At 64.2% G+C, this 19205-nt stretch carries 19 protein-coding genes and 1 pseudogene; 10 read left to right on the forward strand and 10 right to left on the reverse strand.

All coding sequences use genetic code 11. The annotated features are described in order from the left end of the window. Both O5O48_RS05105 and O5O48_RS05110 read right to left on the reverse strand, forming a co-directional pair. A complete protein-coding gene (locus O5O48_RS05105) occupies nucleotides 1-1065 on the reverse strand; it encodes an aminopeptidase (protein WP_269688363.1) in 1065 nt (354 codons plus the stop codon). Then, nucleotides 1062-1958 carry a LysR family transcriptional regulator gene (locus tag O5O48_RS05110; protein WP_269688364.1) on the reverse strand — a complete coding sequence of 299 codons (897 nt, stop codon included), beginning with the start codon at nucleotides 1956-1958 and terminating at the stop codon, nucleotides 1062-1064. Before O5O48_RS05110 ends, O5O48_RS05105 begins: the two co-directional genes overlap by 4 nt. A gap of 99 nt (nucleotides 1959-2057) precedes the next feature. Here O5O48_RS05110 and trpB point away from each other — a divergent pair, with 99 nt between their 5' ends. Together trpB and trpA are read left to right on the forward strand one after the other, a co-directional pair. Continuing rightward, complete coding sequence (trpB, locus tag O5O48_RS05115) at nucleotides 2058-3266, forward strand: tryptophan synthase subunit beta (RefSeq protein ID WP_118131624.1); 1209 nt, start codon at nucleotides 2058-2060, stop codon at nucleotides 3264-3266. Next, nucleotides 3263-4054, forward strand: a complete 792-nt coding sequence (trpA, locus tag O5O48_RS05120) for a tryptophan synthase subunit alpha (RefSeq protein WP_233048591.1) — start codon at nucleotides 3263-3265, stop codon at nucleotides 4052-4054. Before trpB ends, trpA begins: the two co-directional genes overlap by 4 nt. On the opposite strand, the gene aroE is transcribed toward trpA, so the two are convergent. From aroE to O5O48_RS05145, 5 genes are all read right to left on the reverse strand, one after another. Beyond that, complete coding sequence (aroE, locus tag O5O48_RS05125) at nucleotides 4045-4857, reverse strand: shikimate dehydrogenase (protein WP_096005000.1); 813 nt, start codon at nucleotides 4855-4857, stop codon at nucleotides 4045-4047. The genes trpA and aroE overlap by 10 nt on opposite strands. Continuing rightward, entirely contained in the window at nucleotides 4857-5738 is an 882-nt protein-coding gene (hemF, locus tag O5O48_RS05130; protein ID WP_269688671.1) for an oxygen-dependent coproporphyrinogen oxidase, read from the reverse strand. The genes aroE and hemF overlap by 1 nt, the downstream gene beginning before the upstream one ends. 74 nt (nucleotides 5739-5812) lie before the next feature. Next, on the reverse strand, nucleotides 5813-6370 hold the full coding sequence (locus tag O5O48_RS05135) for an L-threonylcarbamoyladenylate synthase (RefSeq protein ID WP_269688365.1): 558 nt from the start codon (nucleotides 6368-6370) through the stop codon (nucleotides 5813-5815). 53 nt (nucleotides 6371-6423) lie between these two features. Next, nucleotides 6424-7536: a DNA-processing protein DprA gene (gene dprA, locus O5O48_RS05140; protein WP_269688366.1), complete on the reverse strand. Its 1113-nt coding sequence runs from the start codon at nucleotides 7534-7536 to the stop codon at nucleotides 6424-6426. Between the two features lie 78 nt (nucleotides 7537-7614). Then, nucleotides 7615-8640 (reverse strand): LysM peptidoglycan-binding domain-containing protein, encoded by a 1026-nt coding sequence (locus tag O5O48_RS05145; RefSeq protein WP_269688367.1) that lies wholly within the window; start codon nucleotides 8638-8640, stop codon nucleotides 7615-7617. A gap of 139 nt (nucleotides 8641-8779) precedes the next feature. Between O5O48_RS05145 and def the strand changes: the two genes are divergently transcribed. The 5 genes from def to O5O48_RS05170 are packed head-to-tail and all read left to right on the forward strand — an operon-like array spanning nucleotide 8780 to nucleotide 14464. Continuing rightward, entirely contained in the window at nucleotides 8780-9292 is a 513-nt protein-coding gene (gene def, locus O5O48_RS05150) for a peptide deformylase (RefSeq protein WP_269688368.1), read from the forward strand. 55 nt (nucleotides 9293-9347) lie between these two features. Beyond that, on the forward strand, nucleotides 9348-10301 hold the full coding sequence (fmt, locus tag O5O48_RS05155; RefSeq protein ID WP_269688369.1) for a methionyl-tRNA formyltransferase: 954 nt from the start codon (nucleotides 9348-9350) through the stop codon (nucleotides 10299-10301). Next, on the forward strand, nucleotides 10298-11632 hold the full coding sequence (gene rsmB / locus O5O48_RS05160; RefSeq protein WP_269688370.1) for a 16S rRNA (cytosine(967)-C(5))-methyltransferase RsmB: 1335 nt from the start codon (nucleotides 10298-10300) through the stop codon (nucleotides 11630-11632). The genes fmt and rsmB overlap by 4 nt, the downstream gene beginning before the upstream one ends. Further along, entirely contained in the window at nucleotides 11629-13002 is a 1374-nt protein-coding gene (gene trkA, locus O5O48_RS05165; protein ID WP_228246033.1) for a Trk system potassium transporter TrkA, read from the forward strand. Before rsmB ends, trkA begins: the two co-directional genes overlap by 4 nt. Before the next feature lie 13 nt (nucleotides 13003-13015). Then, the gene (locus O5O48_RS05170) at nucleotides 13016-14464 is read left to right on the forward strand and encodes a TrkH family potassium uptake protein (RefSeq protein WP_233048586.1); all 1449 of its coding nucleotides are present in this window, start codon (nucleotides 13016-13018) and stop codon (nucleotides 14462-14464) included. On the opposite strand, the gene O5O48_RS05175 is transcribed toward O5O48_RS05170, so the two are convergent. From O5O48_RS05175 to O5O48_RS05185, 3 genes are all read right to left on the reverse strand, one after another. Beyond that, a complete protein-coding gene (locus O5O48_RS05175) occupies nucleotides 14421-14738 on the reverse strand; it encodes a PilZ domain-containing protein (protein ID WP_088275915.1) in 318 nt (105 codons plus the stop codon). The two genes, O5O48_RS05170 and O5O48_RS05175, sit on opposite strands and share 44 nt — an antisense overlap. 95 nt (nucleotides 14739-14833) lie before the next feature. Further along, on the reverse strand, nucleotides 14834-15721 hold the full coding sequence (locus tag O5O48_RS05180; protein ID WP_228246031.1) for a lysophospholipid acyltransferase: 888 nt from the start codon (nucleotides 15719-15721) through the stop codon (nucleotides 14834-14836). Nucleotides 15722-15789: 68 nt separating this feature from the next. Next, nucleotides 15790-16368, reverse strand: coding sequence for a DNA-3-methyladenine glycosylase I (locus O5O48_RS05185; RefSeq protein WP_228246030.1), 579 nt, complete (start codon nucleotides 16366-16368; stop codon nucleotides 15790-15792). A 65-nt stretch (nucleotides 16369-16433) separates the two neighbouring features. Here O5O48_RS05185 and O5O48_RS05190 point away from each other — a divergent pair, with 65 nt between their 5' ends. From O5O48_RS05190 to ilvA, 3 genes and pseudogenes are all read left to right on the forward strand, one after another. Further along, nucleotides 16434-16775: an FKBP-type peptidyl-prolyl cis-trans isomerase gene (locus O5O48_RS05190; protein ID WP_088275911.1), complete on the forward strand. Its 342-nt coding sequence runs from the start codon at nucleotides 16434-16436 to the stop codon at nucleotides 16773-16775. A gap of 50 nt (nucleotides 16776-16825) precedes the next feature. Beyond that, entirely contained in the window at nucleotides 16826-17839 is a 1014-nt protein-coding gene (locus O5O48_RS05195) for a mechanosensitive ion channel family protein (RefSeq protein ID WP_228246029.1), read from the forward strand. A gap of 264 nt (nucleotides 17840-18103) precedes the next feature. After that, nucleotides 18104-19054, forward strand: a pseudogene (gene ilvA, locus O5O48_RS05200) (threonine ammonia-lyase, biosynthetic); the annotation flags it as partial. Nucleotides 19055-19205 lie beyond the last annotated feature (151 nt).

Here is a 19205-nt window from a genome sequence, read left to right on the forward strand (position 1 = left end):
TTACGGCTCCTGTACTGCGGCGTCGCACTGCGGGCAAAGACCCCGCAGCGCGGCAAGGCGCGCTTGCGGATCGAGCCTGCCAAGCTGTTCGACCCGCTGGTGAAAGTCGGCCCAACCGCTGCTCTGCGCATAGAGCGCGGCAAAGGCGGGCACCCATTGATCGTAGAGTCCAAAGGGTAGCAGCCGAGCGTTGTTCAAGTCTGCGGCAAACCAGTGATCAAAGCGATTGTCGCCGCCCCATTCGCTGTCGCGCAGGCTGGCGTAATCGCTGCGCAGCTGAGCAAGAATCGCGGCCTTGCCGCTGCGCTTGGCGGCGTCGGGCTGGGTACTCTGATACAGGGCTTCCAGCTCGCTGCGCGCGGCCAGCACCAGCTGGATAAACGCCCGCTCGCGTTTGCGGCCCGTCGAGTCGTGCGCGGCTCGCCCCTGCGCCCTGAGCCAATCGCGCAGGCCCTGCTGGCCGACGAAGCTGGCGTAGGACTCGTTGAAGGCGGTGTCGTCCTTCACATAAAACCGCTGATGCGCCAGTTCGTGAAACAGCATCTCGGCCAGGTAGTCGTTGCTCCAGTGCAGCATGGAGCTGAACAGCGGGTCGTCGTACCAACCAAGGGTGGAGTAGGCGGGGATGCCGGCGACGTAGACATCCTTGCCGCGCGCACGCCAGTCAGCGGCGGCCTGCTCGGCGCGGGCCTGGTCGAAGTAACCCTTGTAGGCGATGCAGCCGAAGAACGGATAGCAGTGCAGCACCGCCGCCAATGACAGCTCGTCGGTGACAAACAGATTCCACAACGGATAGGCTCCGGGCACCGCGGCGTAGCGGGTGTAGGTGGTGTTATCCGGCAGCGCCAGCGCCGCTACCGCGTACTGGCGAATCTGGCTGGCGGTGCGCAAGCGTTCGGCCAGCTGCGGATCGGTCTGCGGGTCGGCAATCACCTGCTCGATGGGTTCGGCGCGGGCCATCAACGCGCGCTGTCCCTGCCAGCTCTGATACAGATAGCCGACCGAGCTGCAGCCAGAGAGCCAGAGCAGGCAGGCGCCAAGACCAAGGGTCGCGAGGTGCTTCATGCGTCGGCCTGCTGCAGGGCGTTGCCGAGCCAGTCGGCCAGTTGCTGCGCCGGGCCCTGCGGCTGGCGCTCCGGTACCCAGAGGCCGAGCTGGTGGCGGGTTTCGACAAAGCCCCAGGGCGCCAGCAGGCGGCCAGCGGCGATATCGTCTGCAACCAGCAGCTGCGGCGCGATTGCCACGCCCAGACCAGACAGCGCCGCTTCCAGCAGGTAATACAGGTGCTCAAAGCCCTGACCGGTGCGCAATTGCGCCGCGTCCAGCCCCTGCCGCTCGGCCCAGTCACGCCAGGCACCAGGGCGCGAACGGGTGTGCAGCAGGGCTTCACCGAGCAATACCTCGGCCGGTTGATCGAGCAGCCGAGCCGCGTCAGCGTAACGCGGGCTGAGCACCGGGCCGATGCGTTCCTGGCGCAGCGGATACACCCGCATGTCGGCCGGCCACGGCGGCTCAGCGTAGAGCAGGGTGGCGCTGACGCCGGGGCGGCGCGGGTCGAGTTCACCCTCGGAGGCGGACAGGTGCAGGTTCAGGTCGGGCAGCTCGGCGTTCAGGCGGTCCAGTCGCGGGATAAACCAGCGCGCCAGCAGGCTGCCCGGACAGGCCAGCAGGAAGGGCGCCTGTTGCTGGTCCTGACGCAGCGCCATGCACGCCTCACGCAGCCCGTCGAAGGCATCGCGGCAGGCATCGCGCAGCTGGCGACCGGCCGGCGTCAGGCTGATGCCGCGCCCGGCCTTGCTGAACAGCGCGATGCCGAGCTCGTCTTCAAGCTGACGAATCTGCCGGCTGACGGCGCCGTGGGTGACGTGCAGTTCGCCTGCCGCCTGACTCACGCTTTCCAGTCGGGCAGCGGCTTCGAAGGCGCGCAGAGCGTTTAGCGAGGGAAGATCTCTGGCCATGGGACTTGTCACTTTTTCTCACAGGTTGCGGCCATCTTATCGATTTTTTCCCGCCTGCGCTTGCCCTAATCTGCGTCCATCGCTCAGGAGGTTCTATCCATGCCCAATCATAATTATCGCCGTGAAGCCGACGCGCTCGGTCAGTTCGGCCAGTTTGGCGGCCGCTTTGTGGCCGAGTCGCTGATGCCGCTGGTGCTGCAACTGGAGCAGGCCTACAACGAAGCCCGCGCCGAGCCCGCCTTTATTGCCGAGCTGGACCGCTTCAACGCCGAGTTCATCGGCCGCCCCAGCCCGCTGTATTTTGCCGAGCGGCTGACCGAGCAATACGGCGGCGCGAAGATCTTCTTCAAGCGCGAGGAGCTGAATCACACCGGCGCGCACAAGATCAACAACTGCATCGGCCAGGCCCTGCTGGCCCGCCGCATGGGCAAGCAGCGGATCATCGCCGAGACCGGTGCCGGCATGCACGGCGTGGCCACCGCTACCGTCTGCGCGCGCTTCGGCCTGCAATGCGTGGTCTACATGGGCGCGACCGACATTCACCGTCAGCGCGACAACGTCGCTCGTATGCGCCTGCTGGGCGCAGAGATCGTGCCTGTCACCTCCGGCACCGGCACCCTGAAAGACGCCATGAACGAGGCGCTGCGCGACTGGGTAACCAACGTCGACAACACCTTCTACATGATCGGCACCGTAGCCGGCCCGCACCCCTACCCGACGCTGGTGCGTGACTTTCAGGCGATCATCGGCCGCGAGGCGCACCAGCAGATGCTGGAACGCGAAGGCCGTCTGCCCGACAGCCTGGTCGCCTGTATCGGCGGTGGCTCCAACGCCATGGGCCTGTTCCACCCGTTCCTCGATTACCCCGAGGTGCAGATGGTCGGCGTGGAAGCGGCCGGTCACGGGATCGACACCGGCAAGCACGCCGCCAGCCTGAAGGGCGGCACGCCCGGCGTGCTGCACGGCAACCGCACCTACCTGCTGCAAGACGGTGACGGTCAGATCGCCGACGCCCACTCGATCTCCGCCGGTCTGGACTACCCCGGCATTGGCCCCGAACACGCCTGGTTGCACGAGCAGGGCCGCATCGAATACGTCGCGGTAACCGATCAGCAGGCGCTGGACGCCTTCCACAACTGCTGCCGCACCGAAGGCATTATCCCGGCGCTGGAAACCTCGCACGCGCTGGCCGAGGTGGCGCGCCGCGCGCCGACGCTGCCAAAGGATCACCTGATGGTGGTCTGCCTGTCCGGCCGTGGCGACAAGGACATGCCAACCATTCTGGGTCTGATGGAGGAAGGAAAATGAGCCGCTTAGACGTTCGCTTTGCCGACTGCGCCCGTGACAACCGCGCCGCATTGGTGACCTACATCTGCGCCGGTGATCCGGACTTCGATACCAGTCTGGAACTGCTGCAGGGCCTGCCCGCCGCAGGCGCCGATATCATCGAACTGGGCATGCCGTTCAGCGACCCGACCGCCGACGGCCCGACCATTCAGGCCGCTGCCCTGCGCGCCCTGCAGGGTGGGCAGAATCAGCAGCGCACGCTGGAGCTGGTGCGCCGTTTCCGCGAACAGAACCAGAGCACGCCGCTGGTGCTGATGGGTTACTACAACCCGATCCATCGCTACGGCGGTGCGGACTTTATTCGTGACGCCGCAGAGGCCGGTGTGGACGCCCTGCTGGTGGTCGACCTGCCGCCCGAGCACGACAACGAACTGGGCCCGACAGCGCGCGACGCCGGTCTGCAGATGATTCGTCTGGCAACGCCAACCACTGACGCCCAGCGCCTGCCCAGAGTGCTGGAGCACGCCAGCGGCTTTCTCTACTACGTCTCGCACAACGGCGTCACCGGCGTCGGCGCAGCGGATCACACCGCGGTGGCGCAGGCATTGGAAGGCATTCGCGCGCAAAGCAGTGTGCCGATCTGCGTTGGCTTTGGCGTGCGCCGGGCCGAGCAGGCAGCGCCGCTGGCGCAGGTCGCCGATGGGGTGGTGGTGGGTTCAGCGCTGATCGAGGCGCTGCAGCAGGGCGGCGTGGCAGCGGCGCTCGGGCTGACTGCCGAGTTGGCCGCTGCAATGCCGCGTCAGGCCTGACGTAACGCGGCCAGCACCGGCGCAGTGTCCGGACGGACGCCGCGCCACAGGGCAAAGGCCTCGGCGGCCTGCTCCACCAGCATGCCGAGGCCATCGATGCAGCGCGCCGCGCCGCGCTCTCGGGCCCAGCGGTTGAACGGGGTCTCTTCGGCGCCGTACATCATGTCATAGCACCAGGTGTGGCCGGGCTTGATCAGGCTGTCGGGAATAGGCGGCAGTTCACCGGCCAGACTCGCCGACGTCGCATTGATGATCAGGTCTACCGGCTCGACCAGCCATTGCAGGCCGGCAGCGGCAATCGGCCCCTGATCGACAAACAGCGCCGCCAGCTCTTCCGCCTTGCTGACCGTGCGGTTGATCACGCACAGATGCTGCGGACCTGCCGCCAGCAGCGGCTGAATTACCCCGCGAGCGGCACCGCCGGCACCGACCAGCAGCACACTCAAACCTTTCAGCGACAGCCCGGCGTTGACCTCGATGTCGCGCACTAGGCCCTTACCGTCGGTGTTGTCACCGAGCAGGCTGCCATCTTCACGGCGCATGATGGTGTTGACCGCGCCGGCGCGCTCGGCCGCCGGGGTGTGTTCATCCACCAGCGCCCAGGCTTGCTCCTTGAACGGTACGGTGACATTGACACCTCGGCCTTCGCGCAGAAAGTCGCGCACGCTGCCGATGAAGTTGTCGAGCGGCGCTAGCAGCTTGCCGTACTCCAGCTGCTGACCGGTCTGCTCGGCGAACATGGCATGGATCAGCGGCGACTTGCTGTGCTCGATCGGGTTGCCGACAACGGCGTAACGGTCCATCAGGCGTCTCCTGCCAGCCAGTCACGCGGGGAGAGGTAGCGCTCGGTCAGCTCGGCTTCCGGGCTGCCCGGCTCGGGCTGCCAGTTGTAGCCCCAGCGCACGGTCGGTGGCAGCGACATCAGAATCGACTCGGTGCGCCCGCCGGTCTGCAGGCCGAACAGGGTGCCGCGGTCGTAGACCAGGTTGAACTCGACGTAGCGGCCACGGCGGAATTCCTGGAACTGCTTTTGTTCGGGCGTCCAGGCACTGTTGCGACGGCGCTCGAGAATCGGCAGATAGGCCTCAAGGTAGGCGTCGCCAATGGCGCGCAGGAAGGCAAAACTGCGCTCGAAGCCCCATTCGTTCAGGTCATCGAAGAACAGGCCGCCGATACCGCGGGCCTCGCCTCGGTGCTTGAGGTAGAAGTATTCATCGCACCATTTTTTGTAGCGCGGATAGACGTCGTCACCGAAGGGTGCGCAGGCGTCACGGGCAACCCGGTGCCAATGCACGCAGTCTTCTTCGTTGGCGTAGTAGGGCGTCAGATCGAAGCCGCCACCAAACCACCAGACCGGATCGGCGCCGTCTTTCTCGGCGATAAAGAACCGCACGTTGGCGTGCGAGGTCGGCACGAAGGGGTTTTCCGGGTGCATTACCAGCGACACGCCCATGGCCTGGAAGTGACGACCCGCCAGCTCGGGGCGGTGCGCGGTAGCCGAGGGCGGCATGCCGTCACCAAAGACGTGAGAGAAGCCGACACCGCCCTTTTCCAGCAGCGCGCCGTCGGTAATGATCCGCGAGCGGCCACCGCCGCCACCGGGCCGCTCCCAGGCGTCCTCAATGAACTGCTCGCGTCCGTCTGCCGCCGCCAGGGCGGTGCAGATACGGTCCTGCAGATCCATCAGATAGGCTTTTACCGCGGCAACATCGGCGGCGCTGGGTTGGTCCTGTTTCACGTGGAATCTCTCCGGGCGGCTCAGGCGCCGCGTATGACTTGGTCGGTTTGCAGATCGCGAATGATACTGGGATTACGCGCGCCACCCAACGCACCGGGGGCAATGGCGTCCAGTTCGCCGTGAAAATACTGCTCAACCCGCAACCGCGAACGCGCCGAAGGGCGGCCAGCCGGATTGGCCGAGGTCGACACCAGCGGCCCGGCGACAGCGCACAGCTGGCGCACGATGGGGTGCGTGGTTACCCGCAGGGCGACGGTATCGTGGGCACCGGTGATCCATGCGGGCAGACGGCCCTGATGCGGCACCAGCCAGGTGTTCGGCCCCGGCCAGGACAGCCGCAGCTTGGCCAACTGGCCGTCCGGCAAATCCCAGAGCAGGAAGTCGAACTGCTCAATTTCACCAGCAATCAGAATCAGGCCCTTGTGCACAGGACGTTGCTTGAGGTTGAGCAGCCGCTCCACCGCCGCGCCGTTCCAGGGGTTGCAGCCCAGCCCCCAGACGCCCTCGGTCGGATAGGCGATCACGCCGCCGGCCTGCAGCAAGCGATTCAGACGGGTAATGCGCCAGTTTGCCAGCATGTGAACTCCACCTCGGTTGATTGCTGCGACAGTAGCCGAGCCCGGCCCGGCACTCAAGGCTGGCGGCGACAATAGCCACCGGCGGCCACCAGCACCTGCCCTGCCAGTTCCAGCTCCAGCAGTTGCTGCAGCACCTCGGACATACCCAGCCCGGAGTGCTGGGCCAGCCAGTCGGGGCTAACCGGATCAAACCCCAGCCAGCGCCATAGCGGTGAGTCGGGCGCGTCTGTAACCGGCTTTTCAGCCGCCTCAAGCGCTGTGGCAAGCGGTATTTTCAGGGCATCCAGCACATCCTGAACCTGCTCAACCAGGCAGGCCCCTTCACGCAGCAAGCGGTGGCAACCACGCGCCTGCACATTGTGAATCGAGCCGGGCATGGCAAATACTTCGCGGTTCTGCTCCAGTGCCATGCGCGCGGTGATCAATGAGCCGCTGTTGAGGCTGGCCTCGACCACCAGCGTACCCAGACTCAAACCGCTGATGATGCGATTACGCCGTGGAAACTGGGCCGGATGCGGCTCGCTGTCAGGCCACAGCTCGGAGACCAGCGCCCCGCCGGCGTCGACAATCGCCTCGGCCAACTTGCGGTGCCGGCGCGGATAGCACCGCTCAAGACCCGTACCCCAGACCGCAACCGTCTGACCGCCGGCATCCAGTACGCCCTGATGGCAGGCGCCATCCACACCCAGTGCCATGCCGCTGGTGACCGTCAGCCCGGCGCGGCAAAACTCGCGGGCAAACTGCCGGGCGGTTTCCGCACCCAGCGGGCTCGGATGGCGGGTGCCGACCATGGCAATCTGCGGGTCATGCAGCACCTCGATCCGGCCGCGTACAAACAGCAGCGGCGGCGGGTCGCTGATCGACGCCAGCAGCGGCGGGTAGTCCGCATCATCCAGAAACAGCAGATGGCAGCCATCCTGCTGCTGCCAGTCAAGCGCCAGGGCGAGCCGCTCGCGCAGCACAGGATCACCCACGCGCCAGCGTCGCAGGCTGGTCAGCACAGCCGGTGGGACACCAAGATCGGCCAATGCGCACAGATCGGCGGCCATGAAATCGGACGGGGAGACGGCATGCGAGCGCAAGCGCTGGAAAAAGCGGGGGCCAACACCGTCGAGCAGCATCAGCTCCAACCAGGCCTGCCGCTCGGCGGACAGGTCGGTAAGCATGGATCATCCTTGATCAGAAAGGGCCAACAGTTGAAACAACAAGGCCGCCCGAAGGCGGCCTTGGCAGTGCATTCCCCGTCAGGGGTTACGAATCTCGTCGAGAATCGCCATCTGACGGCTGGCCTGCAACACGATGCCGTAGCTCATCTTGTTGTACACGCGGAACACCATCAGCAGGCCGGCACGCTCGGCGGGCAATTGCACTCGCTCGTTGCGCACGCGGTCACGAACGATCTCGCCGCGCTTGTAGATGGCCAGCACGTTGCCAACCTCCAGACCGTCGCGCTCGCCCTTGTCGAGCAGCACCACGTCATACTGACCGATCTGGGTCACGCCGTTGGGCACGTCCATGATCAGGCCGTTGATTTCCTGACTCGGCTCGCTGGGGAAGAAGGTCGACGCAACCGCGCGCTCTTCGGACTCCAGCAGACGGTCATTGACCAGCACTTCCTGACGGCTGCGGGTCACGTTGACGGTCGCGATATCGTCTTCGACTGCCGCTACATTACCGTTGCCGATTTCCTGCAGGTGAATGCCCAGCAGTTCGCCGGTTTCGGGATTGACGTAAGTCTTGCCACGGCGATAGATCTCGTAAGCCGGCACATTGTCGGAAAAGTCGCCACGGGCGTAAACCTTGCTGCCCGCACCCAGCACCACGCTTTCCGCCTCACCGCCGATGATGTAGGGCGCCATCTCGATGGTGGCTTCATCTTCGACTACCCGGCCTGCACGCAGGAACGCGTTGATGGCATCCAGCGGGATGGACGGGATCGCCTCGGCGATCGGTTTGACCCGCGCCTGCGGCGACAGCTTGATGGTGCCGCCGTTACCACGGTTGAGCATCAGCCGCGGCTGGCCATCAATGTACACCAGCGAAATGATATCGCCCGGATAGATCAGGTGGGGGTTGGCAATCTGCGGGTTGGCATGCCAGATTTCCGGCCATTTCCAGGGCAGGCTGAGAAAGCGCCCGGAGATATCCCATAGCGTGTCGCCCTTGACCACGGTGTAGCTGTCCGGGTGATCCTCCCTGAGAACAGACTCTTGCGCCTGCACCCATACGCTCGCCGCGAGCAACACGAGGCCGAGTAGTGTTTTCCTCATGACACGAATCCCTTTATTATAGAGGCCAGCATCCAGGTCGAATCGTGCTCCCACACGCCAGACCCGCTTTATTTCCAAGCTGCTCATAATCTTAGCAGCACAATTTAGATTTGTTCCAGACAAAGCGGTACAAACCCCTATGGCTATTCTCAACATACTGGAGTTTCCCGACCCGCGGCTACGGACCATAGCCAAGCCGGTCACCGCCGTGGACGCCAGAATCCAGCAGCTCGTCGACGATATGTTCGAGACCATGTACGACGCGCCCGGTATCGGCCTTGCCGCAACGCAGGTCAATGTACACGAGCGGGTCGTCGTCATTGATCTGTCCGAGGACAGGTCCGAGCCACGCGTATTCATCAATCCCGAGCTGGAGCCACTGACCGACGACCTCGAGCAAATGCAGGAAGGCTGTCTGTCGGTGCCAGGATTCTACGAGAACGTAGAACGCCCGGAGCGGGTCAGGGTCAGGGCACTTGATCGTGACGGCAACCCGTTCGACGAGGTCTATGAGGGTCTGCTTGCCGTCTGTATCCAGCACGAGTGCGACCACCTGAACGGTAAGCTGTTTGTGGATTACCTGTCCAACCTCAAGCGTGACCGCATTCGCAAGAAACTGGAGAAAATCCATCGCAGCCAGGCTCAGGCCTGATTTGCCAGCGGAATAACAAGGCTTGCTTCGGCAAGCCTTTTCTTTACGGACTCCCATGAAGCCGACCGACCTACGTATCGTTTTTGCCGGAACACCGGACTTTGCCGCCGCCCATCTGCAGGCGCTGATTGATGCCGGGCTGAATATCGTGGCCGTCTACACGCAGCCCGACCGGCCCGCCGGCCGCGGCCAGAAACTGGCGATGAGTGCGGTCAAGACACTCGCGCTCGAGCATGGCCTGCCGGTAATGCAACCTGAACGGCTGCGTGACCCGGCAGACCAGCAGGCGCTGGCCGACCTCAGGCCCGATCTGCTGGTGGTGGTGGCCTACGGTCTGATCCTGCCGCAGGCGGTGCTCGACATTCCCCGCCTGGGCTGCATCAACAGCCATGCCTCGCTGCTGCCGCGCTGGCGCGGCGCGGCGCCGATTCAGCGCGCAATCGAAGCGGGTGACCGCGAAACCGGCGTGACCGTGATGCAGATGGAAGCCGGGCTGGACACCGGACCGATGCTGCTGAAGGTCAGCACCCCGATCAGCAGCGAAGACACCGGCGGCAGTTTGCACGACCGGCTGGCCGAACTGGGCCCACCGGCGGTAATCCAGGCAATCGAAGGTCTGGCTGCCGGAACCCTGCAGGGCGAAGTGCAGGACGACGCCCTGGCGACCTACGCCCACAAGCTGAACAAGCAGGTCTCGGCGATTGACTGGCAGCGTCCGGCCAGCGAACTGGACTGCCTGATCCGCGCCTTCAATCCGTGGCCGCTGGCCCACGCCCAGTTTGACGGCAAGCCGCTCAAGGTCTGGGCCGCCGAGCTGGCGGACGGGCAGGGCACGCCCGGTCAGGTGCTGGCCTGCGAGAAGCGAGGGCTGCTGGTAGCCTGCGGCGAGGGCGCGCTGCGCCTGACCCGGCTGCAGCTGCCCGGCGGCAAGCCGCTGGCCTTTGCCGATCTGTATAACGCCCGTCGCGATCAGTTTGCGCCCGGGCTTGTGCTGGGTAACGGTCAGTGAATGCCCGCGCGGCAGCCGCCCGCGCCCTGGCCGCCGTGCTGGCCGGCAAGGCTTCGCTCGGCGGCAGTCTGCCGGCGCAACTCAAGGCCGTCGCGCCGCGCGATCAGGGTCTGGTGCAGGAGCTGGCCTTCGGCACGGCGCGCTGGTACAACCGCCTGGAAGGGCTGGCCCGCGAACTGCTGAACAAGCCGATGAAGCCGACGGATCAGGACCTGCACGCGCTGCTTCTGGTTGGCCTGTATCAACTGCTGTATCTGCGCATTCCGGCCCATGCGGCCATCGCCGAAACCGTCAACGCGGCGGTCAGCCTCGACAAGCCCTGGGCCAAGGGCCTGCTCAACGCGGTGCTGCGCCGGGTTCAGCGAGAGGGCGAGGCGCTGCTGGCTGCGGTCGACACGTCACCCTCCCAGCGTTGTGCCCATCCCGGCTGGCTGTACAAGCGCCTGCAACGCGCCTGGCCGGATCAGCTCGATGCCATCACCAGCGCCAACAACCTGCATCCGCCGATGACCCTGCGGGTCAATCAACGCCGCCTGAGCCGCGACGCCTATCTGCAGCAATTGGCGGACGCCGGTATTGACGCCAGCGCCTGCCCGTTCAGCGCCGTCGGCATTCAGCTCGCAACGCCCTGCGACGTCAACCTGCTGCCGGGCTTTGCCGACGGGCTGGTCAGCGTGCAGGACGAAGCCGCCCAGCTGGCCGCGCCACTGCTGGACCTCAAGCCGGGGTTGCGGGTGCTGGATGCCTGCTGCGCCCCTGGCGGCAAGACCTGCCAGATTCTCGAACAACAGGCGGATCTGAGCGAAGTAGTCGCGCTTGATCTGGAGCCGGCGCGATTGAAGCGGGTAGAGGAGAACCTCGACCGCTTGCGCCTGAACGCCACACTGATCGCCGCCGACGGCCGCGCTGTCGATCAGTGGTGGGATAGCACGCCCTTCCAGCGTATCCTGCTGGATGCCCCGTGTTCGGCCACCGGGGTGATCCGGCGCCACCCGGATATCAAGCTGACCCGCACCTCGGCCGATATTGCCCCGCTGGCTGCGCTGCAGGGCGAGCTGCTGGACGCGCTCTGGCCTACGCTGGAGGTGGGCGGCATTCTGGTCTATGCCACCTGCTCGGTACTGCCGGACGAGAATACCCGCGTGATCGAGGCCTTCCTCGCCCGCGAGCCCGGGGCACGGCTGCTGGATATCGGCGGTGACTACGGGGTTGCCCAGCCCTGCGGCCGCCAGCTGCTGCCGCAGGCCGATGGCCACGACGGATTTTATCTGGCCCGCCTGATCAAACTCAGCGCCAGCCCGCAACAGAAGAACAGGGAGTCTGCGGCATGAAGATCATCATTCTCGGTGCCGGTCAGGTCGGCGGCAGCCTGGCAGCGCAGCTGGCCAGTGAAGCCAACGACATCACCGTGATCGACACCGACACCGCGCGCCTGCGCGAGCTGGGTGACCGGCTGGATATCCGCACGGTGCAGGGCAAGGGCTCCTTCCCGACCGTGCTGCGTCAGGCCGGCGCCGATGATGCCGACATGCTGATTGCGGTTACCAGCAGTGACGAGACCAACATGATCGCCTGCCAGGTGGCCTACACCCTGTTCCGGACGCCGACCAAGATCGCCCGCGTACGGGAATCCGCCTACCTGACACGCGGCGGTCTGTTCCATAACGAGGCGGTGCCGATCGACGTATTGATCAGCCCGGAGCAGGTAGTTACCAATTACGTCAAACGGCTGATCGAGAACCCCGGTGCGCTGCAGGTGCTCGATTTTGCCGAGGGCAAGGCCCAGCTGGTCGCCGTGCGCGCCTACTACGGCGGCCCGCTGGTCGGCCAGGAACTGCGCTTTCTGCGCCAGCACATGCCCGGTGTCGACACTCGGGTAGCGGCGATTTTCCGCAAGGACCGCCCGATCATTCCCAAGGGCGATACCATCATCGAGGCTGACGACGAGGTGTTCTTTATCGCTGCCACCCGCGATATCCGGGCGGTGATGAGCGAGCTGCGACGGGTCGAGAAGACCCACAAGCGCGTGGTCATTGCCGGTGGCGGCAATATCGGCGAGCGGCTGGCCGAAGCCATCGAGAGCCGCTATCAAGTAAAGATCATCGAAGCCAGCAAGACCCGAGCAGACTATTTGTCGCAGACCCTGGACCGTACCGTGGTACTGCACGGCAGCGCGTCGGACCGCGAGCTGCTGATCGAAGAGAATATCGAAGACGTCGACATCTTCTGCGCCATTACCAACGACGACGAAGCCAACATCATGTCGTCGATGCTGGCCAAGCGCCTCGGCGCGCGCAAGGTGATGACGCTGATCAACAACCCGGCCTACGTCGACCTGGTGCAGGGCGGCGAGATCGATATTGCCATCTCACCCTCGCAGGCAACCATCGGCACCCTGCTGACCCACGTGCGCCGGGGTGACATCGTCAACGTCTACTCGCTGCGCCGCGGCGCGGCAGAAGCCATCGAGGCAGTTGCCCACGGCGACGCACGCTCTTCCAAGGTGGTCGGCAAGTCGATCGGTCAGATTGATCTGCCGCCGGGTACCACTATCGGCGCCATCGTCCGCGACGACGAGGTGCTGATTGCCCACGACTCGACCGTGATCGAATCCGATGACCATGTCATCCTGTTCGTGATCGACAAGAAATATATCCGCGATGTGGAGCGTCTGTTCCAGGTCGGCCTGACTTTCTTCTGAGGCGCCTCGCAGCATGCAGTATCCACAGATACAGCGCATCATCGGCATTTTGCTGATGCTCTTTTCCACCAGCATGCTGCCGGCGGCAGGTGTTGGCTGGTACTACCACGAGGAGGCGATGAACGCCTTCCTCAGCGGTTTCGTCATCACCCTGATTGCCGGTACCCTGATCTGGCTACCGGTGCGTGGCCGACGCAACGAGCTGCGCACCCGCGATGGCTACCTGATTACCGTTCTGTTCTGGCTGGTCCTCGGCCTGTTCGGTGCGGTGCCGCTGTGGTTGCTGGAAACACCTGACCTGACCGTGGCCGATGCAGTGTTCGAGTCTTTCTCCGGCCTGACTACCACCGGCGCCACCGTAATCACCGGGCTGGATACCCTGCCACGGGCGCTGCTCTATTACCGCCAGCAGCTGCAATGGTTTGGCGGTATGGGGATCATCGTGCTGGCGGTGGCGATCCTGCCGATGCTGGGTGTTGGCGGGATGCAGCTGTACCGCGCCGAGATGCCGGGGCCGCTGAAGGAAAACAAGCTGACCCCGCGCATCGCCGAGACGGCCAAGGTGCTCTGGTATATCTACGCCGGCCTGACCGTTGCCTGTGCACTGGCCTACTGGGCCGCCGGCATGGACCTGTTCAACGCCATCGGCCACAGCTTCTCCACCGTCGCCATCGGCGGGTTCTCCACCCACGACGCCAGTATCGGCTACTATAACAGCCCGCTGATCGAGTCGATCTGCATCCTGTTCATGCTGATTTCCGGCATCAACTTCGCCCTGCACTTTCTCGCCTGGCGCTACCGCTCGCTGAAGAACTACTGGCAGGACCCGGAGTGCCGCGCCTACGTGCTGATCCTGCTGGCACTGTTCATCATCTGTTTCGCCGTGCTGGTGCATTACCAGCACCATGATGTCTGGACTTCGGTGCGCTTTGCCGCATTCGAAACCGTTTCGATTGCTACCACCACCGGCTTCGGGGTGACCGACTTTTCGACCTGGCCAACCCTGCTGCCGTATCTGTTGCTCTACGCCAGCTTTATCGGCGCCTGTGCCGGCTCGACCGGTGGCGGCATGAAGGTGATTCGTGTGCTGCTGCTGTACAAGCAGGGATCGCGGGAGATCAAACGACTGCTGCACCCGCACGGCGTGTTCCCGGTCAAGCTGGGCGACAGCCCGGTGCCTGATCGGGTGGTGGAGGCGGTGTGGGGGTTTTGCGCGGTGTACGTCTTTGCCTTCGCGATGCTGTTCCTGATCCTGCTCGGAACCGGTCTGGACTTTGTCACCGCGTTCTCGGCGCTGACGGCGTGTATCAACAACCTCGGCCCGGGCCTGGGCGAGGTTGCGGTGCACTACGGCAATCTGGAAAGCGGGGTGAAATGGGTGCTGAGTTTCGCCATGCTGCTGGGCCGCCTTGAGGTCTTTACTCTGCTGGTGCTGCTGTCGCCGATGTTCTGGCGTCGCTGACCTCGTCAGCCTCGCCAAGAAAGGCCATGCCGGCACCTTCACCGGGCACCGCTCGCTGCACCTGCATGCGCAGAACAGGTGCCTCAAAGGGCATCCCCTGAACCTGCCCGGTGACTTCGTCACCGTTGCTCAGCTCTCCCATCAGCGGGTGTTCGACGAAGACCCCACCGTCTGACAGGTCTCGGGTGTACGCCAGAATATCGCCAAAGGACTGGTGCCAGATGCGGATCTGCGCCTTCATCTGTGTTCGCGGATGTTGTCGTTGGTTGGCCATCCCTTACCCCCACATCAGTCGTATTGCACCCATCTGCAACAGGCCAGGCCTGCACCGCAGAAACCTGTGCACCCTAGCACAGGCTGGCCATCACTTTAATACCAGCGTTTTTCCCCGGCAGGCCGTTTTTTGAACCGCTTCATACTCCACATGTACTGGCTGGGCCAACGGCGCACATAGCGCTCAATCACGGCGCTCATGCAGGCCACGGCCTCGTACTCGTCCTGACTGTAAAGCGCCTCTGGCGCCGCCTCCAGAATCACCTTGAAACCACTGTTGTCGGGCAGCCGTACACAATGGAAAAACAAGGCACGTGCCTCGCTGCCCTTGAGCAGGTTGGGGACAAACTTGCTGGTCAGTGCCTGGGTTGCAAAGAACGGAACAAACACACCGCTCTTGAGCGCCGGCTCCGGATCGGCCGGAATACCCACCGCGCCACCGCGACGCACTTCGCGCATGACACTGATGATGCCCTCACGGGTCGAGGCAGCGACCTTGTTGCCCAGCTGGGTGCGCTGGCGCTTGAGCAGGTCATCAACCGCCTTCTGCTTGGGCGGGCGGTAGAAGATGATGGGCTTGGCGCGCAGGCAGTACCAGTGGTTGAGCACTTCCCAGTTACCCAGGTGGCTGGTAATCGCGACCACGCCCTTGCCGGCTGCCAGTGCTTCGGTGAGCAAATGCTCCCCTTCGACTTCCCTGATCAGCCCGACCGTCTTGTGCGGTGACCACATCCAGGCGCAAGCACTCTCGGCAAAACTGCGGCCGGTATCAAGCAGCGTTCGGCGGACCAGATCATTCAGCTCGGCCTCGCCCAATTCCGGCATGCAGTGACTGAGGTTGATCCGGGTGACGTCACGCGAGCGGTTCGGCAGCTTCCACATCAGCCAGCCCGCGAACGCGCCAAGACGCTGCGCGACGCCAAAGGGCAACTGGGCAAACAGCCTGAGAAATCCAACGATGAGGGCGCCTTTCAACCGCTCCACGGCAATGCTCCGAACAATGAATCAGCGGCCATTGTAAGCTGCACGGGCGGGCAGGGCGAGAACCCGGGTCAGCCTGCAGCCAGGGCCGGGTAGCAGTGGCAATTGGTAGTGTGATCCATGACCATCCCGGTCGCCTGCATAAAGGCATAGCAGATGGTCGGCCCGACGAAGGTAAAGTTGGCCTTCTGCAACGCCTTGCTCATCGCCTTCGCCTCGGCGGTCTGTGCCGGAATCTCGCTCAGGGTAGCCGCATGACGGATCAGCGGCTGGCCGCCGACGAACTGCCAGAGCCAGTCGACCGGATCCTGCTCGGCACACAACCGTTGCCACGCTCGCGCATTACGCCGGGCGCCGTATACCTTGAGCCGATTGCGGATGATGCCCGGGTCCTGTAGCAGCGCCTGCAGCTCGTCATCACTCTGGTTGGCCATAAAGGCGATATCGAAGTCGCGATACACCTGCCGATAGTGCTCACGCTTGCGCAGCACCGTGATCCACGACAACCCGGCCTGAAAGCCCTCCAGCATAAGCATCTCGAACAGGCTGCCGGCATCCCGGCAGGGCACGCCCCATTCTTCGTCGTGATAACGCTGATACACAGGGTCATCGCTGCACCATCCACAGCGTACCGGGTCCGTCGGGTTCATGCCTTGCTCCAATTCGGGGGTTATACTCGCCAAAACCCATCTTGTATTCGCCCACGGAGAACCACATGAGCGACCAGTTGCAAATCATCGACCTGACCCTGGGCGAGGGCAAGGAGTGCGTCAAGGGCGCGCTGATCACCACCCACTACACCGGCACCCTCGAGGACGGCACCGTATTCGATTCGTCCCACCAGCGCGGTCGGCCCTTCCAGTGCGTCATTGGCACCGGTCGGGTCATCAAGGGCTGGGATCAGGGCCTGATGGGCATGCGGGTCGGTGGTCGCCGTCAGCTGTTCGTACCTGCCGAACTGGCCTACGGCGAGCGCAGCGTTGGCGAGCATATCAAACCAGGCAGCAACCTGCGGTTCGAGATCGAGCTGCTGGAAGTGCTCACCCGCGACGACTGACCACCGCCGCGCCGAACCACCCGCGGCATGGCACAACACAGGAAGCGAGCATGGCAGAGACCCTGACATTCAACATGGACGCCGTCCTGCAACGCCTGCTGGAGGAGTGCTACAGCCTGCTGGCAGCACTGCCGCTGTTCCTGCTTGCGCTCGTTGTGGTCGCCGTATTCTGGCTGCTGGGAAGCTGGCTGGCCCGCCGACAGATGCTGGACCGGGTTGCCCGGCGCAACCCATTCCTGCGCGAACTGACCCGCACCACCGTACGCTGGGTCATCAGCCTGATCGGCGTGCTGATTGCACTGGAGATCATGGACGCCACCGCCTTGGTCGGCGCCGTGCTGGGTACCGCCGGGGTCATGGGGGTGGCGCTCGGCTTCGCCTTCAAGAGCACCATGGAAAACTACCTTGCCGGCATCCTCATGAGTCTGCGGCAGCCGTTTTCACCGAAGGATCATGTCGTCATTGATGGCAACGAAGGCATTGTGGTCGCCCTGACCTCACGGGCGACCATCCTCATGACGCTGGACGGCAATCACCTGCGCCTGCCCAACGCCCTGGTATTCAGCAGTGTGATGCTCAACTACACCCGCAACCCCAGTCGTCGCTTTGGCTTTGATGTCGGCATTGGTGTCAACGAGGATCTGGTGCGCGCCCAGCAGATTGGCATTGACGTGCTGAACACGCTGGAGGGCGTGCTGGACACACCGCCGCCACGCGCCTATATCACCGCGCTGGGCGACTCCAACGTCCAGATCCGCTATCAGGCCTGGGTAGACCAGCGCAGCCATGACTTTGCCAGCGTAAAGAGCGAGGGCATTCGCCAGGTCAAGCTGGCACTGGAAGCCGCCGGGATGGATATGCCAGAGCCGATCTACCGGGTACAGCTGAGCGAGCGCGGGGCGGCCTCCAGCCCGGGCGTCACACCACCGGCAACATCGACGCAAACTCGGGCACCCGCTGCGGTGGATACCCGCGTGCAGGCCGATCTCGAGGAGCAGATCGCTGCCGACCAGCGTAGCCGCGGCAGTGAGGATCTGCTCGACCCCGGGGCGCCAAAGGAATAAGCGGTTGACCATAACCGGCACAGCCGCTAGATTCGACCCATGACCAGCACACGCGCACTGACCAGCCGAATGATTATTACCGCCATTCCCACAACGGCGGGCTAGCATCGTGCGCACCCAAACCCGCCTCTGAGGCGGGTTTTTTCATTCTGTCTCCGGGGCAAACAAGCATCAGGAGACCGTATGACAACTGCTCTATCCCTCTCTTCAACCGACACCGAAACCGACCCGAGTGACGACGACGCCCCGGCACGATTACGCACTCTGGTCGGCAGCATCCTGTCGGCACCGGTCTATGACGTCGCGACCGAGACCCCGCTGCAATTCGCCCCGCGCCTGTCCTCGGACCTGGGCAATCAGGTTCTGCTCAAGCGCGAAGACCTGCAACCGGTGTTCTCGTTCAAGATCCGAGGTGCCTACACCCGCGTCGCCCGACTGAGCCCAAGCGAGCGGGCGCGCGGCGTCATCACCGCGTCAGCCGGTAACCATGCCCAGGGACTGGCACTTGCTGCCCAGCGACTCGGCGTGCGCGCGCTGATCGTCATGCCCACCACCACGCCAAAGCTGAAGGTCGAAGGCGTCTGTGCCCGGGGCGCCACTGCGCTGCTGCACGGCGACGGCTTCCCGGAAGCACTGGCACACGCGCTGCAGCTGGCAGACAAGTATGGCTATACCTTTGTCCCGCCGTTTGACGACCCGGATGTGATCGCCGGCCAGGGAACCGTCGCGGTGGAGCTGCTGCGTCAGCATCAGGGTGCACTCCACGCGGTATTTGTACCGGTCGGTGGCGGCGGGCTGATCGCCGGGGTAGCGGCGTATATCAAGTATCTGCGCCCAGAGGTGCGGGTGATCGGCGTCGAGTCGGAGGAATCCGCCTGCCTGCAGGCAGCACTGGCGGCCGATGCCCGTGTGGTCTTGCCAGCGGTCGGGCGCTTTGCCGATGGCGTCGCGGTCGCGCAGATCGGCAAACTCAATTTCGCCTTCTGCCGACGCTACGTCGACGAGGTCATCACCGTCAGTAACGACGCCATCTGCAGCGCCGTACGCAGGATTTATGACGACACCCGCTCGATCACCGAGCCCTCTGGCGCGCTGGCAGTAGCTGGCTTGCGCGAATACGTACGACGCGAAGGTATCCGCGACCAGACCCTGATTGCGATCAACTCGGGTGCCAATATCGATTTCGACCGGCTGGGGCAGGTGATCGAGCGCTCGGCGGCAGCAACACCGTGAGCGCCCAAAGGGATTGGCAGAGCACGCCGACTAAGATCGCGCAGACCAGTAAATACGCCGCTTTCCTGTATGTCGGAGGCGTTCTGAATGTATACTTCGGCCTTTCTCAATTTCACAGCCCGACCTGGTGAAA

Source organism: Halopseudomonas sp. MFKK-1 (genome assembly GCF_027474385.1).
GTDB classification, from domain to species: domain Bacteria; phylum Pseudomonadota; class Gammaproteobacteria; order Pseudomonadales; family Pseudomonadaceae; genus Halopseudomonas; species Halopseudomonas aestusnigri.